This is a genomic window from Streptomyces alboflavus, assembly GCF_000716675.1.
GTDB classification, from domain to species: domain Bacteria; phylum Actinomycetota; class Actinomycetes; order Streptomycetales; family Streptomycetaceae; genus Streptomyces; species Streptomyces alboflavus.
Map to the genome: position 1 here is coordinate 40690 of NZ_JNXT01000031.1, position 13136 is coordinate 53825.

Genomic DNA, 13136 nt, shown 5'->3' on the forward strand with positions numbered 1-13136 from the left:
GGAAGGGACCTGACTCATGGGAGCCCAGCTCCGGGTCTACAAGCGTCGCATCAAATCCGTCACGGCGACCAAGAAGATCACCAAGGCGATGGAGATGATCGCCGCCTCGCGCGTCGTCAAGGCGCAGCGCAAGGTGGCGGCCTCCACGCCGTACGCGACCGAGCTGACGCGCGCGGTCACGGCGGTGGGCACCGGTTCGAACACCAAGCACCCGCTGACGACCGAGCCGGAGACGTCGACGCGTGCCGCGGTGCTGCTCCTCACGAGCGACCGCGGTCTCGCCGGCGCCTTCAACTCCAACGCCATCAAGGCCGCGGAGCAGCTGACCGCGCGCCTCGAGGCCGCGGGCAAGGAGGTCGACGTCTACGTCGTCGGCCGCCGCGGTGTGGCCCACTACAACTTCCGCGAGCGCAAGATCGCGAAGCAGTGGACCGGCTTCACCGACCAGCCCGAGTACGCGGACGCCAAGGCGGTCGCGGGCCCGCTGATCGAGGCCATCGAGACGGAGACGGCCGAGGGCGGCGTGGACGAGCTCCACATCGTCTACACCGAGTTCGTGTCGATGATGACGCAGACGGCGGTCGACGGCCGCCTGCTGCCCCTCAGCCTCGAAGAGGTGGCCGAGGAGTCGACGGCGAAGGACGAGATCCTGCCGCTGTTCGACTTCGAGCCGTCGGCGGAGGACGTCCTCGACGCCCTGCTGCCGCGCTACGTCGAGAGCCGTATCTACAACGCGCTGCTGCAGTCGGCTGCCTCCAAGCACGCCGCCACGCGCCGCGCGATGAAGTCGGCCACCGATAACGCCGGAGACTTGATCAACAATCTGTCCCGGCTTGCCAACGCGGCCCGCCAGGCCGAAATCACCCAGGAAATCAGCGAGATCGTCGGCGGCACAGCAGCCCTGTCCGACGCGACCGCGGGGAGTGACAAGTAATGACGACCACTGTTGAGACGGCCGTTGCCACGGGCCGCGTCGCCCGGGTCATCGGCCCGGTCGTCGACGTGGAGTTCCCCGTCGACGCGATGCCGGAGATCTACAACGCCCTGCACGTCCAGGTCGACGACCCGTCGACCGAGGGCGCGAAGAAGACGCTGACCCTCGAGGTCGCCCAGCACCTGGGCGACGGCGTGGTCCGCGCGATCTCGATGCAGCCCACCGACGGCCTGGTCCGCCAGGCCCCGGTGACCGACACGGGTGCGGGCATCTCCGTCCCGGTCGGCGACGTCACCAAGGGCCGGGTGTTCAACACCCTCGGTGAGGTCCTGAACGACGACGCGTCCACGGTCGCCGACGCCGAGCGCTGGACGATCCACCGCAAGGCCCCGGCCTTCGACCAGCTCGAGTCCAAGACCGAGATGTTCGAGACCGGCCTGAAGGTCGTCGACCTTCTCACCCCGTACGTCAAGGGTGGAAAGATCGGTCTGTTCGGTGGTGCCGGTGTCGGCAAGACCGTGCTGATCCAGGAAATGATCGTCCGTGTGGCCAAGCTGCACGACGGTGTCTCCGTCTTCGCCGGTGTCGGCGAGCGCACCCGTGAGGGCAACGACCTCATGGTCGAGATGGAGGAAGCCGGCGTTCTGGACAAGACCGCGCTGGTCTTCGGCCAGATGGACGAGCCGCCGGGCACGCGTCTGCGCGTGGCCCTGGCCGGTCTGACCATGGCGGAGTACTTCCGCGATGTGCAGAAGCAGGACGTGCTGTTCTTCATCGACAACATCTTCCGCTTCACCCAGGCCGGTTCCGAGGTCTCGACCCTGCTCGGCCGCATGCCCTCCGCGGTGGGCTACCAGCCGAACCTGGCCGACGAGATGGGTCTCCTCCAGGAGCGCATCACCTCGACCCGTGGTCACTCGATCACCTCGATGCAGGCGATCTACGTCCCCGCGGACGACCTGACCGACCCGGCCCCGGCCACCACCTTCGCCCACCTCGACGCGACGACGGTGCTCTCCCGTCCGATCTCCGAGAAGGGCATCTACCCGGCCGTGGACCCGCTGGACTCCACGTCCCGCATCCTGGACCCGCGCTACATCGCGCAGGACCACTACGACGCCGCCATGCGCGTCAAGGGAATCCTGCAGAAGTACAAGGACCTCCAGGACATCATCGCGATCCTCGGTATCGACGAGCTCGGCGAAGAGGACAAGCTCGTCGTGTCCCGTGCCCGTCGTGTGGAGCGCTTCCTCTCCCAGAACACCCACGCCGCCAAGCAGTTCACCGGCGTGGACGGTTCGGACGTGTCCCTCGACGAGTCGATCGCGGCCTTCAACGCGATCTGCGACGGCGAGTACGACCACTTCCCGGAGCAGGCGTTCTTCATGTGCGGTGGTCTCGAGGACCTGAAGAAGAACGCCAAGGAGCTCGGCGTCTCCTGAGCCAAGCAGCTCATCGGGAGAGGGGCGGGTACACCCCGCGACACGGGGTCGTGTCCGCCCTTCTCCCTACGCCCACTAGAATTTGACCCAACACCCGGCTGAACCGCCGGGTGGTGACCCGAGGAGCCACCCTTGGCTGCTGAGCTGCATGTCGAGCTGGTCGCCGCGGACCGCAGTGTCTGGTCCGGCGAGGCCACCCTGGTCGTCGCGCGCACCACGTCCGGCGACATCGGCGTCATGCCCGGTCACCAGCCGCTGCTCGGTGTGCTGGAGTCGGGCCCGGTGACCATTCGTACGAGCGACGGCGGGACGGTCGTCGCCGCGGTGCACGGCGGATTCATCTCGTTCGCCGACAACAAGCTGTCGCTGCTCGCCGAGATCGCCGAGCTCTCCGACGAGATCGACGTCCAGCGCGCGGAGCGGGCGTTCGAGCGTGCCAAGTCGGAGGCCGACGCCTCCGCCGAGCGGCGCGCCGACGTTCGACTTCGTGCGGTGGCGGCGCGCTGACCCCCGGCGCGCGGCGTAACGTGACTCAGCCGCGGCCAGGACCGGAGCCTTCCGGACCTGGTCGCGGCTGAGGCGATGCGGGTGCGGTTCCGGGTGCGGTTGTTTGGTCCGTTTCGAGAAGTCGTGTTGAGGCGAGGAGGTCGGTGCCGATGATCCTCGTTCTGCTCGTGTGCGGACTTGTGTTGATCGCGCTGGTGTTGCTGGGGCTCTTCGTCTTCGGACTGCGCCGCCGGCTGATCCAGCGCTCCGGCGGCACCTTCGACTGCAGCCTGCGCTGGCACGCCCCGGAGCCCGAGGATTCCGCCGGAGTCTCCGGCAAGGGCTGGGGCTACGGCGTCGCCCGCTACAGCGGCGACCGGGTCGAGTGGTTCCGCGTCTTCTCCTACGCCCCCCGGCCGCGCCGCATCCTGGAGCGCTCGGCGATCGAGGTCGTCGACCGGCGCGCCCCGGACGGCGAGGAGGAGCTTGCGCTGCTTTCGGACGCCGTCGTTCTGGGGTGTCTGCACCGTGGGGTGCGGCTGGAACTCGCCATGAGTGAGGATGCGCTGACCGGGTTCTTGGCGTGGCTGGAGGCTGCGCCTCCTGGGCAGCGGGTGAATGTCGCCTGACGGCGTCTTGCGGGTTTGTCGTCTGCGGGTTTGTGGGGGCTGGGCGCGCAGTTCCCCGCGCCCCTTTGGGGCGCGACCCCCTCGGGCGTCGGGTGTCGAATCCATGAAGAAGCCGGGCTGACGGGGGGCGTTCCCGTCAACCCGGCTTCGTCGTGTGGGCCTGTTACTTCAGGCCGTCATTGATCGCTGCCACCAGTTCGCCGTTCGCGGTGTCGCCGCTGAACTCCCAGAAGAAGGCGCCGCCGAGGCCCTGCTCCTTCGCCCAGGCCATCTTGGCGCGGATCGTCGCCGGGGTGTCGTACGACCACCAGTTGTTGCCGCAGTGCGCGTAGGCCGTGCCCGCGACCGTGCCGTTGGACGGGCAGGAGTTCTTGAGGACCTTGTAGTCCTCGATGCCCGCCTCGTAGGTGCCCGGCGCGGCCGCGGTGGCCGTGCCGCCTGGCTCCTTCTGGGTGACGCCGGTCCAGCCTCGGCCGTAGAAGCCGATGCCGAGCAGGAGCTTCTTGGCCGGTACGCCCTTGGCCTTCAGCTTGTTGATCGCCGCCGCGGAGTTGAAGCCGCCCTTCGGGATGCCCGGGTAGTCGGTCAGCGGCGAGTGCGGGGCCGTCGGACCCTTGGCGTCCCAGGCGCCGAAGAAGTCGTACGTCATCACGTTGTACCAGTCGGTGTACTGCGCGGCGCCGCCGTAGTCAGCGGCGTCGATCTTGCCGCCGGGGGAGGCGTCGGCGGTGATGGCGGCGGTGACGAGGTTGTTCGCGCCGAACTTGGTCCGGAACGCCTGCATCATCGTCTTCATCACGGCCGGGCCGCTGCTGTCACAGCTCAGGCCGCACGCGTTCGGGTACTCCCAGTCCAGGTCGATGCCGTCGAACACATCGGCCCAGCGCGGGTCCTCGACCAGCTTGTAGCAGGAGTCCGCGAACGCCTCCGGGTTCTTCATGGCGTCGGTGAAGCCGCCGGACCAGGTCCAGCCGCCGAACGACCAGAGGACCTTGATGTGCGGGTACTTGGCCTTCAGCTTGCGCAGCTGGTTGAAGTTGCCGCGCAGCGGCTGGTCCCAGGTGTCGGCGACGCCGTCGACGGACTGGTCGGCGGTGTACGCCTTGTCGTAGTCGGCGTAGGCGTCACCGATGGTGCACTTGCCGCCCTGGACGTTGCCGAACGCGTAGTTGATGTGCGTGATCTTCTCGGCGGAGCCGGAGGACACGATGTTCTTCACGTGGTAGTTGCGCTGGTAGACGCCCCAGTTGGTGAAGTACCCGAGCTTCACCTTGTCGCCGGGGCCTGGGTCGGTGCCGCCGCCCGTGGTGCGCACCTTCACCGACCCGCTCGCGGGCCCGGTCTGGTCCGCGGTGTCACGGGCCTGGACGCTGTACGAGTAGTCGGTGCCCTTGGTGAGCCCGGAGTCCGCGTACGAGGTGCCGGTCACCGTCGCGACCTTCGCGCCGTCGCGCAGCACGTCGTAGTTCTTGACGCCCTTGTCGTCGGTCGCGGCCTTCCAGTCCAGCTTCACCGAGGTGTCGGTGATGCCGGAGGCGGTCGGGGTGCCGGGGGCGGAGGGCGGGTTGTCGCCGGGCTGGCCGCCGCCGTCGCAGCTCTCGCCGTTGAGCGTGCAGTTGGCCGGGGAGCCGGGTCCTGAGCCGTTGAAGCCGAAGGAGACACTCGCGCCCGGGGCGAGGGAGCCGTTCCAGCCCAGGTTCTTCGCGGTCCACTTGTCGCCCGAGTTGGTGACGGTCGCGTCCCAGGCCGACGTCACCTTGGTGCCCGCGGGGAAGTCCCACACGACCGTCCAGGAGCTGAGAGCGGTGGTGCCGGTGTTCTTGATGGTCCACTTGCCCTCGAAGCCGGAGCCCCAGTCCTGGGTCTTGGCGTACGTGGCGGTGGCCCCGGCGGCGGCCTTGGGGGCTGCTTGGGCGCTCTTCGGCGCGGTGTCCGGGGCCGCCTCGGCGTTGCCGCCGAGGGCGACCAGGGTGGCGAGCGGGAGCAGCAGAGTGGTGAGCCCGGCTGTCAGCCGATGTCTTGACCTGTGTCTGACGCGCAAGGGGTGCTCCTCGGTCGAGTTCCGGGGTGGGGGTGAATCCCTGCGACGCCCGTGAGCACGCTGTGTCTGATCTGTGCCTGTCATGTGCCCACCGCAGTGCCGCGAGAATAGAAAGGTCTGGACCAACGGTCAAGAGGCCTGGCCCCTGGGCCCTGGGCGGTTGGGTGTCCCTTGGTGTCGGGCGCCCCCGATCGCCCTTCGGGCTCGTCCTCAATCGCCGGACGGGCTATTTATCGCTCGCCGTTGGCCGGGTGTGCGGGCTGCGGCAGGACGGTAGAGCTCTGCCCGCGCCAGTCTGACGCTTCCTCAGACCCCCAGCTCCTGGGCGAGCACGGCCGCCTGCACCCTGCTGCGCAGCTCCAACTTGCCGAGCAGCCGGCTCACATGGGTCTTCACCGTCGCCTCCGCCATGTCCAGGCGGCCCGCGATCTCCGCGTTGGAGAGGCCCTCGCCGAGGCAGGAGAGGACCTCGCGTTCGCGGCGGGTGAGGGTGTCGAGCACCGCCGGGTCCACCGTGCTGCCCTGGCGCGGGGTGCGCTTCGGCGTGGCGAACTCGGCGATCAGGCGGCGGGTCACCGCGGGGGCGATCAGGCCCTCGCCGCGGGCCACCGTGCGCACCGCCTCCAGGAGGTCCCTCGCCTCCGTGTTCTTCAGGAGGAAGCCGGACGCGCCCGCGCGCAGCGCCCCGAAGACGTACTCGTCGAGGTCGAACGTGGTCAGGACGAGCACGTCCGCCAGCTGTTCGGCCACCACCTGGCGGGTCGCCGAGACGCCGTCGAGCCGGGGCATCTGCACGTCCATCAGGATCAGGTCGGGCCGCAGCTCCCGGGCCAGGGCCACCGCCTGCTCGCCGTCCGCGGCCTCGCCGACCACCTCCACGTCGGGCGCGCTGCGCAGGATCAGGACCAGGCCCGCCCGCACGGCGGACTGGTCCTCGGCGACGAGCACGCGGATCATTCGGGGACTCCTTGGTCTTTGGGGTCGATGGGCAGGCGGGCCTCGACCCGCCACACCTTGGCGCCGGGCACGTCCGGATGCACCTCGGGGCCGGACTCGAAGGTCCCGCCGAGCAGCGCGGCCCGCTCCTCCATGCCGACGAGACCGGCGCCGGAGCCGGGTGCGCGCGGCCCCTTGACCTCGCCGAACGGGCTGGTCACCCGCACGCGGAGCCCGTCGCGCTCCCGGACGAGGGCCACGGTGACCTGGCCGGGCGCGGCGTGCTTGAGGGCGTTGGTGAGGGACTCCTGGACGATGCGGTACGCGGCCAGCTCGACCGGCGCGGGCAGGGGCGCGTCGTCCGGGGTGCGGGCGTCGTCGAGGCGGACGTCCAGGCCGTTGGTGCGGGCGTTCCCGGCGAGGGCGCCTAGGCCGTCCAGGGTGGGGGCGGCGGCCGGTTCCAGGTCGCCGCTGGAGTCGCGCAGGATGCCGATGAGGCGGCGCATCTCGGCCAGGCCCTCCACGCTGTTCTCGCGGATGACGGTGAGCGCGTCCTTCGTGGTGCGCGGGTCGTCCAGGGACAGCGCGGCCGTGGAGTGGATGGCGATGGCCGACAGGTGGTTGGCGACCATGTCGTGCAGCTCGCGGGCCATCCGCGCGCGCTCGGCGGTGACGGCCTGCGCGCGGTCCTTCTCGGCGAGCAGCGCGGTCTGCTCGGCGCGCAGCCTGGCCAGGTCGGCGGCCTCCCGGTGGTTGCGGACCAGGACGCCCGTGGTCGCGGGTGCGAACGACACGAGCGCGGTCACGGCACCCACCAGGATCGCGTCCGCCTGCCGGAACCAGGCCAGGAAGCCGACGGTCACCGCGACCGTGATCAGGCCCGTCGTCACGGGGATGCGGCGAGCCTGGGCGGGCGTGCCGTACACCACGGCCGCGTACACGAGGTCCGTGAACATCACGACCGTCGCGAGATTCCCGGTCGTGAACTGGTCGGCGATGAGCGCGAGGGTGCCAACGGCGAGCGCGAACTGTGGAGCGGTGCGGCGCATGAGCACCAGGCCGGACATGACGAACAACGGCAGGAGCGACCAGTTCGGGCCGAGCGCGCGGCTCTGCATCGTGATGCCGAGCGCGTACAGGCCGAGACCGCTGACCAGACTGACCACACAGATGCGGACGTCGACGACGTCCGGGCGGCGGGGGAGCGACAGCGGCATGACTCCATCCAACACGGCCCGGCGGGCCCTGGCCTCCCTATGCCGGGTGAAGCCCCGGTACATCGAAGGATGCAGCCGCGATTCGTCACTCGCGACGACGATCCGCCCCTTGACCGGCGGGAGCCTGGAGGAGTGAGCACGAGGAACAGGGTCCGGCCCTTCGGCCGGGGAGCCGGGGGTCGTCCCCCGGGACAACGCAGCAGGAGGAACGAGCCGTGATCGTCACCTTGATCATCATCTGCGAGGTCGGCTTCTGGGTGATCCTCGCCGCCGGTCTCGGCGCCCGCTATCTGCTGAAGATGCCGCGCCTCGGCCTCGCGATCCTGCTCTGCGAGCCACTGCTCGAACTGCTCCTGCTCGTCGTCACCGCCATCGACCTGAAGAACGGCGCCGACCCGAGCTGGAAGCACGGCCTGGCCGCCGTCTACATCGGCTACACCGTCGGCCACGGCCACCGCACCGTGAAGTGGCTCGACGGCCACGCCGCGCACCGCTTCAACGGCACCCCGGTGCCGCGCCCGCCGCGCTACGGCTGGCCGCGTGCCCAGCACGAGGGCAAGGTCTGGCTGGGCACGGTGGTCGCGGCGGCGGTCGCGTCCGGGCTGCTGCTGCTCGCCAAGTGGTACGTGGACGACCCGGGCCGCACGGGCTCGCTCGACTCGTGGATGTACACCGCGTGGCGCGCCGCCGGTATCCACGGCCTGATCGCGCTGAGCTACACGCTGTTCCCGAAGCGGAAGCCCGCCCCGGCCCCGGGGGAGCGCGACGAGCGCCCGCACGACCTCACCAAGGTCTGAAGCCCTCCCGCCGCCTTCAGCGCTCCCCGCCGGGCACCCACAGCACGTCTCCGACCTCCTTGTTCGCCGTTCGGGCGAGAATGAAGAGGAGGTCGGAGAGGCGGTTGAGGTAGGTCGCGGTGAGCGCGTTCATGGTGCCGCCCTTCTCGGCGGAACCGTGCTCGTCCAGCGCCGCCCAGGTGGACCGCTCGGCCCGCCGGACCACCGTGCACGCCTGGTGCAGCAGGGCCGCGCCCGGCGTACCGCCCGGCAGGATGAAGCTGCGGAGCTTCTCCAGGTCCTCGTTGAAGCGGTCGCAGTCCGCCTCCAGCTTGTCGATGTAGGGCTGCTCGACGCGCAGCGGCGGGTACTTCGGGTCCTCGACGACGGGGGTGCACAGGTCGGCGCCCACGTCGAAGAGGTCGTTCTGGACCCGGGTGAGGACCGCCACGACCTCCGGGGCCAGGCCGCCGAGGGCGATGGCGGTGCCGATGGCGGCGTTGGCCTCGTTGGCGTCCGCGTACGCGGAGATCCTGAGGTCGGTCTTGGAGGTCCTGCTCATGTCGCCGAGGGCGGTGGTGCCCTGGTCGCCGGTCCGGGTGTAGATGCGCGTCAGATTGACCATGCGGCCAGAGTAGTTAGGCCCCGGCCGTCCGGAACACGCGCGTGCCCACGATCACGGACAGCGCCGCGAACGCCGCGGCCGTCACCACGCCGTACAGCAGCGCGTGGCTCGCGTAGTCGCCGACGTACGCCGCCCGCACCGCGTCCACGAGGTAGCGGAACGGCATGAAGTGCGACAGGACGTCCAGCCAGCCCGGCGCGAGGGCCATCGGCAGCATCAGGCCGGAGAGCAGCATGGAGGGCATGCTCACGGCGTTCACCACGGGCCCGAACTCGTGCGGCTTGGAGACCTTCAGGGCCAGGGCGTACGAGAGCGAGGCGAGCGAGAGCGTCAGGACGCCCACGAAGGCGAAGCCGATGAGGACGCCCGCGAGCGGCGCCCGCAGGCCCATGGCGAGCGCCGCAAGGACGAGCAGCACCGCCTGGAACACGAACAGCGCGGCATCCCGCAGCACCCGCCCGAGCAGCAGCGCGAGCCTGCTCACGGGCGTCACCCGCATCCGCTCCACCACGCCGAACTGCTTCTCGATGATGATCGCGAAGCCGCTGAACGTCGCCCCGAAGAGGCCGAGCTGGAGCAGCAGCCCCGGCACGAGCACCTGCCAGGAGTCGCCGCGCGAGCCCAGCGGCAGATCGGTGAGCAGCGGCCCGAAGAAGAGCAGGTAGAGCAGGGGCGTGAGGACGCCGAAGAGCATCTGGAACTTGGAGCGCAGGGTCTGGCGGGCGTAGCGCCCGAAGACCAGGGCGGTGTCGGAGAGCAGTGCGGGCATGGGGTGTCCTGGGGTCGTGGTCGGGCTGGGGTCCGGGGCTAGACGGCGACCGGGGTGCGGTCGACCGGGGCCGGGCCGCGGCCGGTGATGGCGAGGAAGGCGTCCTGGAGGGGCGCGTCGGCCGAGCCCGCGTACTGGAGCTTGAGGGCGCTCGGCGTGCCGTCGGCGACGACGACGCCCTGGTCCACGACGACGATCCGGTCGGCCAGGGCGTCCGCCTCGTCCAGATAGTGCGTGGTCAGGAACACGGTCGTGCCGTGGTCGGCGCGCAGGCGGCGGACCAGGTCCCACAGGTCGGCGCGGGCGCCGGGGTCGAGGCCCGTCGTCGGCTCGTCGAGGAAGAGGACCGCGGGCCGGTGCATCAGGCCCATGGCGATGTCGAGCCGCCGCCGCTGGCCGCCGGAGAGTGCGGCGCACTTGCGCTCCAGCAGGTCGGACAGGCCGAGGTCGCGGGCCAACTCCTCGGCGCGGGCGACGGCTTCGGCCTTGGTGAGGCGGTAGAGCCGCCCCTGGGTGACCAGTTCCTCGCGCACCGAGATGTTCAGGTCGACGCCGCCCGACTGGGCCACGTACCCGATCCGGCCGCGCACCGCCGCCGGCTCGCGGGCCAGGTCGAAGCCCGCGACGGTGGCGGCGCCGGCGGTGGGCGGCAGAAGCGTGGTGAGCATGCGCAGCGTGGTCGTCTTGCCCGCGCCGTTCGGGCCGAGGAAGCCGAGGATCTCGCCGGGCTGGACGGTCAGGTCGATGCCGCGCACGGCCTCCACGGGGCCCGCCTTCGTCGGATACGTCTTGGCCAGTCCGGCCGTGCTGATGATTGCCATGGAGACCACAAAAACAGAGACTCTGGAATTTTGCAATGCACCCAAATTTTCGGTGAGCTCAAGTTTTCATGGAGACCAGCGAAGCTACGATGGGGGCATGACTGAGGGGCTCAGGGAGCGGAAGAAGCGGCAGACCAAGCAGCGGATCTCGGACATCGCGACCGGTCTGTTCGTCGAGCACGGATTCGTCACCGTGACCGTCGCGGAGATCGCCGACGCCGCCGACGTCTCGGTCAACACGGTCTACAACTACTTCCCGGCCAAGGAGGACCTGTTCCTCGACCGCGGCGTCGAGATGGTCGACCGGCTCTCCCGGTGGGTGCGCGGGCGCCGGGTGGGGGAGTCCCCCGCCGCCGCCGTCCTGCGCGAGCTGCGCGTCCTGGTCGAGGGTGTCTCGCCGACCGTCGGGCTCTTCGCCGGGTACGCCGACTTCATGAAGGTCATCGCCGAGTCGCCCGCCCTGCGCTCCCGCCTGTGGGCCCTGCAGCAGGAGAGCCTCAAGGACCTGGAGACCACCCTGCGCGAGGAGGCGGGCCCCGTACCCGGCCGCCTCCCCGAACTCGTCGCGGGCCAGCTCACCTGGGCGTACGGCACGGTCTTCGCCTGGATCGGCGCCGAGATGATGGCGCGCCGGGTGCCCGAGGAGGTCTCCCGCGAGGCCCTCGACCTGCTCGACGAACTGGAGGACGTGCTAGGCGAGCAGGTCCTCAACTACGGGATCCGCACGGCCACATGACACCCCGACGGTCACACCGGGACCCCTCCCGGTGTGATGTCCGTCAAATGGGACGTGGCGTGCGTCTCTTAGCGGTCCCCTGAGCGGCTGTGAGCGCTAATGTCCGGGCCAGAGCGATACGTAAACAGCGGGTAAGCGCTCAGTCGTCGGTAAGTAAGGGGAGTCGTAACGTGGCACGGAAGCTCGCCGTCATCGGAGCCGGACTCATGGGGTCCGGCATCGCCCAGGTATCCGCACAGGCGGGCTGGGACGTCGTCCTGCGTGATGTCACCGACGAGGCGCTGACCCGTGGCACCGACGGCATCAAGGCCTCGTACGAGAAGTTCGTCGCCAAGGGCAAGCTCGACGTCGCCGCCGCGGAGGCCGCGCTCGGCCGCATCACGACCACCACCGACCTGGACGCCGCCGCCGACGCGGACGTCGTCGTCGAGGCCGTGTTCGAGAAGCTCGAGGTCAAGCACGAGATCTTCCGCACCCTCGACAAGATCGTGCGCGACGAGACCGTGCTCGCCTCCAACACCTCCGCCATCCCGATCACCAAGATCGCGGCCGTGACGGACCGTCCGGAGCGCGTCGTCGGCGCCCACTTCTTCTCGCCGGTGCCCATGATGCAGCTGTGCGAGCTGGTCCGCGGCCACAAGACGAGCGACGAAACCCTCGCCACCACCCGGGAGTTCGCCGAGTCCGTCGGCAAGACCTGCATCGTCGTCAACCGCGACGTCGCGGGCTTCGTGACCACCCGTCTCATCTCCGCCCTCGTCGTCGAGGCCGCCAAGCTCTACGAGTCGGGCGTCGCCAGCGCCGAGGACATCGACATCGCCTGCAAGCTGGGCTTCGGCCACGCCATGGGCCCGCTCGCGACGGCCGACCTCACCGGCGTCGACATCCTGCTGCACGCCACCGACAACATCTACACGGAGTCCCAGGACGAGAAGTTCGCCCCGCCGGAGCTGATGCGCCGGATGGTTGACGCCGGTGACATCGGGCGCAAGAGCGGGCAGGGCTTCTACAAGCACTGAGCCTTCACGGGCACTGAGCCTCGACAAGCACTGAGCCTCGACAAGCACTGACGCGGATACCGACGCCTGTACGCCTCCTGGGATCACCCCTCGGGGTGAATTCGGTATCGGTTCGCTTACAGACGGCAACTTCCTTACCCGAGCGGCAGTCAGTTGCTGTGACATACACAGACGCCTTGCGGCACAGGCGCCACATACGACACCGCACTCTTGGGGAGCGCATATGCACATCAGGGGCGACCAGGCCCAGCTGGTCGTCGGGGGACGCCTCGACGTACGCAGCGCGGCGGACGCCCGTACGGTCCTGCACTCGGCCGTCGACGACGGCGCCGGCGACCTGGTGCTCGACCTGTCCGAACTCGACTCGTGGGACGCCACGGGACTCGGCGTCATCATGGGCGCCCACCGGCGCGCCGGACGCTGCGGCCGCCGCCTGGTGCTGCGCGGCGTACCCCCGCAGATGCAGCGCCTCCTCGTCGCCACCCGACTCCACCGCATCCTCGCCATCGAAGGCGGCATCGGGGTCGAATCCCTCCCTCGCGTATAAGCCGCGCGAGGGGGGCGGGAGCGCTCCCTCACGCACAATCCTCACGAGACTGTGACGTCTCGGACTGGGCGGTACCCCGCCCTCCACGGGGATACTGAAGAAGGTTTAGGGTTCGGTCGCCTGCCGATAGACGAACCCGCACGGGGGGCACCGGACCA

The 13136-nt window shown here is 69.8% G+C and carries 14 protein-coding genes; 8 read left to right on the forward strand and 6 right to left on the reverse strand.

Annotation, left to right across the window (positions count from 1 at the left end; all coding sequences use genetic code 11):
- Positions 1-16: 16 nt before the first annotated feature.
- The 4 genes from OO63_RS23190 to OO63_RS23205 all read left to right on the forward strand — a co-directional run bounded on the left by OO63_RS23190 (position 17) and on the right by OO63_RS23205 (position 3491).
- Positions 17-934 carry a F0F1 ATP synthase subunit gamma gene (locus tag OO63_RS23190; protein WP_030361210.1) on the forward strand — a complete coding sequence of 306 codons (918 nt, stop codon included), beginning with the start codon at positions 17-19 and terminating at the stop codon, positions 932-934.
- The gene (gene atpD / locus OO63_RS23195) at positions 934-2376 is read left to right on the forward strand and encodes a F0F1 ATP synthase subunit beta (protein ID WP_030361211.1); all 1443 of its coding nucleotides are present in this window, start codon (positions 934-936) and stop codon (positions 2374-2376) included. Before OO63_RS23190 ends, atpD begins: the two co-directional genes overlap by 1 nt.
- 132 nt (positions 2377-2508) lie before the next feature.
- Complete coding sequence (locus OO63_RS23200; RefSeq protein WP_030361212.1) at positions 2509-2883, forward strand: F0F1 ATP synthase subunit epsilon; 375 nt, start codon at positions 2509-2511, stop codon at positions 2881-2883.
- Between the two features lie 149 nt (positions 2884-3032).
- Positions 3033-3491 carry a DUF2550 domain-containing protein gene (locus OO63_RS23205; RefSeq protein ID WP_030361213.1) on the forward strand — a complete coding sequence of 153 codons (459 nt, stop codon included), beginning with the start codon at positions 3033-3035 and terminating at the stop codon, positions 3489-3491.
- A 163-nt stretch (positions 3492-3654) separates the two neighbouring features.
- Here OO63_RS23205 and OO63_RS23210 read toward each other — a convergent pair whose 3' ends face one another.
- The 3 genes from OO63_RS23210 to OO63_RS23220 form a co-directional block, all read right to left on the reverse strand.
- Complete coding sequence (locus OO63_RS23210) at positions 3655-5616, reverse strand: glycosyl hydrolase family 18 protein (protein WP_487046639.1); 1962 nt, start codon at positions 5614-5616, stop codon at positions 3655-3657.
- A gap of 222 nt (positions 5617-5838) precedes the next feature.
- Positions 5839-6489, reverse strand: coding sequence for a response regulator (locus OO63_RS23215; protein WP_030361215.1), 651 nt, complete (start codon positions 6487-6489; stop codon positions 5839-5841).
- A complete protein-coding gene (locus OO63_RS23220) occupies positions 6486-7685 on the reverse strand; it encodes a sensor histidine kinase (RefSeq protein WP_030361216.1) in 1200 nt (399 codons plus the stop codon). The genes OO63_RS23215 and OO63_RS23220 overlap by 4 nt, the downstream gene beginning before the upstream one ends.
- A 215-nt stretch (positions 7686-7900) precedes the next feature.
- Here OO63_RS23220 and OO63_RS23225 point away from each other — a divergent pair, with 215 nt between their 5' ends.
- On the forward strand, positions 7901-8482 hold the full coding sequence (locus OO63_RS23225; protein WP_030361217.1) for a hypothetical protein: 582 nt from the start codon (positions 7901-7903) through the stop codon (positions 8480-8482).
- Between the two features lie 16 nt (positions 8483-8498).
- On the opposite strand, the gene OO63_RS23230 is transcribed toward OO63_RS23225, so the two are convergent.
- From OO63_RS23230 to OO63_RS23240, 3 genes are read right to left on the reverse strand one after another with little or no spacing between them, the layout of a single operon-like run.
- Positions 8499-9086: a cob(I)yrinic acid a,c-diamide adenosyltransferase gene (locus OO63_RS23230; protein WP_030361218.1), complete on the reverse strand. Its 588-nt coding sequence runs from the start codon at positions 9084-9086 to the stop codon at positions 8499-8501.
- Positions 9087-9099: 13 nt separating this feature from the next.
- Positions 9100-9855 carry an ABC transporter permease gene (locus OO63_RS23235; protein ID WP_030361219.1) on the reverse strand — a complete coding sequence of 252 codons (756 nt, stop codon included), beginning with the start codon at positions 9853-9855 and terminating at the stop codon, positions 9100-9102.
- Positions 9856-9893: 38 nt separating this feature from the next.
- Positions 9894-10676, reverse strand: a complete 783-nt coding sequence (locus OO63_RS23240) for an ABC transporter ATP-binding protein (RefSeq protein ID WP_030361220.1) — start codon at positions 10674-10676, stop codon at positions 9894-9896.
- Between the two features lie 97 nt (positions 10677-10773).
- Between OO63_RS23240 and OO63_RS23245 the strand changes: the two genes are divergently transcribed.
- From OO63_RS23245 to OO63_RS23255, 3 genes are all read left to right on the forward strand, one after another.
- Positions 10774-11412, forward strand: coding sequence for a TetR/AcrR family transcriptional regulator (locus OO63_RS23245; RefSeq protein ID WP_030361221.1), 639 nt, complete (start codon positions 10774-10776; stop codon positions 11410-11412).
- A gap of 170 nt (positions 11413-11582) precedes the next feature.
- Complete coding sequence (locus OO63_RS23250; protein WP_030361222.1) at positions 11583-12431, forward strand: 3-hydroxyacyl-CoA dehydrogenase family protein; 849 nt, start codon at positions 11583-11585, stop codon at positions 12429-12431.
- Positions 12432-12654: 223 nt separating this feature from the next.
- On the forward strand, positions 12655-12978 hold the full coding sequence (locus tag OO63_RS23255) for an STAS domain-containing protein (protein ID WP_030361223.1): 324 nt from the start codon (positions 12655-12657) through the stop codon (positions 12976-12978).
- Positions 12979-13136: the final 158 nt, after the last annotated feature.

Coding starts and splice junctions, on each gene's coding strand:
- OO63_RS23190 (WP_030361210.1), top strand. CDS start 17: ATGGGAGCCCAGCTCCGGGTCTACAAGCGTCGCATCAAATCCGTCACG.
- atpD (WP_030361211.1), top strand. CDS start 934: ATGACGACCACTGTTGAGACGGCCGTTGCCACGGGCCGCGTCGCCCGG.
- OO63_RS23205 (WP_030361213.1), top strand. CDS start 3,033: ATGATCCTCGTTCTGCTCGTGTGCGGACTTGTGTTGATCGCGCTGGTG.
- OO63_RS23210 (WP_487046639.1), bottom strand. CDS start 5,616: ATGACAGGCACAGATCAGACACAGCGTGCTCACGGGCGTCGCAGGGAT.
- OO63_RS23215 (WP_030361215.1), bottom strand. CDS start 6,489: ATGATCCGCGTGCTCGTCGCCGAGGACCAGTCCGCCGTGCGGGCGGGC.
- OO63_RS23220 (WP_030361216.1), bottom strand. CDS start 7,685: ATGCCGCTGTCGCTCCCCCGCCGCCCGGACGTCGTCGACGTCCGCATC.
- OO63_RS23230 (WP_030361218.1), bottom strand. CDS start 9,086: ATGGTCAATCTGACGCGCATCTACACCCGGACCGGCGACCAGGGCACC.
- OO63_RS23235 (WP_030361219.1), bottom strand. CDS start 9,855: ATGCCCGCACTGCTCTCCGACACCGCCCTGGTCTTCGGGCGCTACGCC.
- OO63_RS23240 (WP_030361220.1), bottom strand. CDS start 10,676: ATGGCAATCATCAGCACGGCCGGACTGGCCAAGACGTATCCGACGAAG.
- OO63_RS23245 (WP_030361221.1), top strand. CDS start 10,774: ATGACTGAGGGGCTCAGGGAGCGGAAGAAGCGGCAGACCAAGCAGCGG.
- OO63_RS23255 (WP_030361223.1), top strand. CDS start 12,655: ATGCACATCAGGGGCGACCAGGCCCAGCTGGTCGTCGGGGGACGCCTC.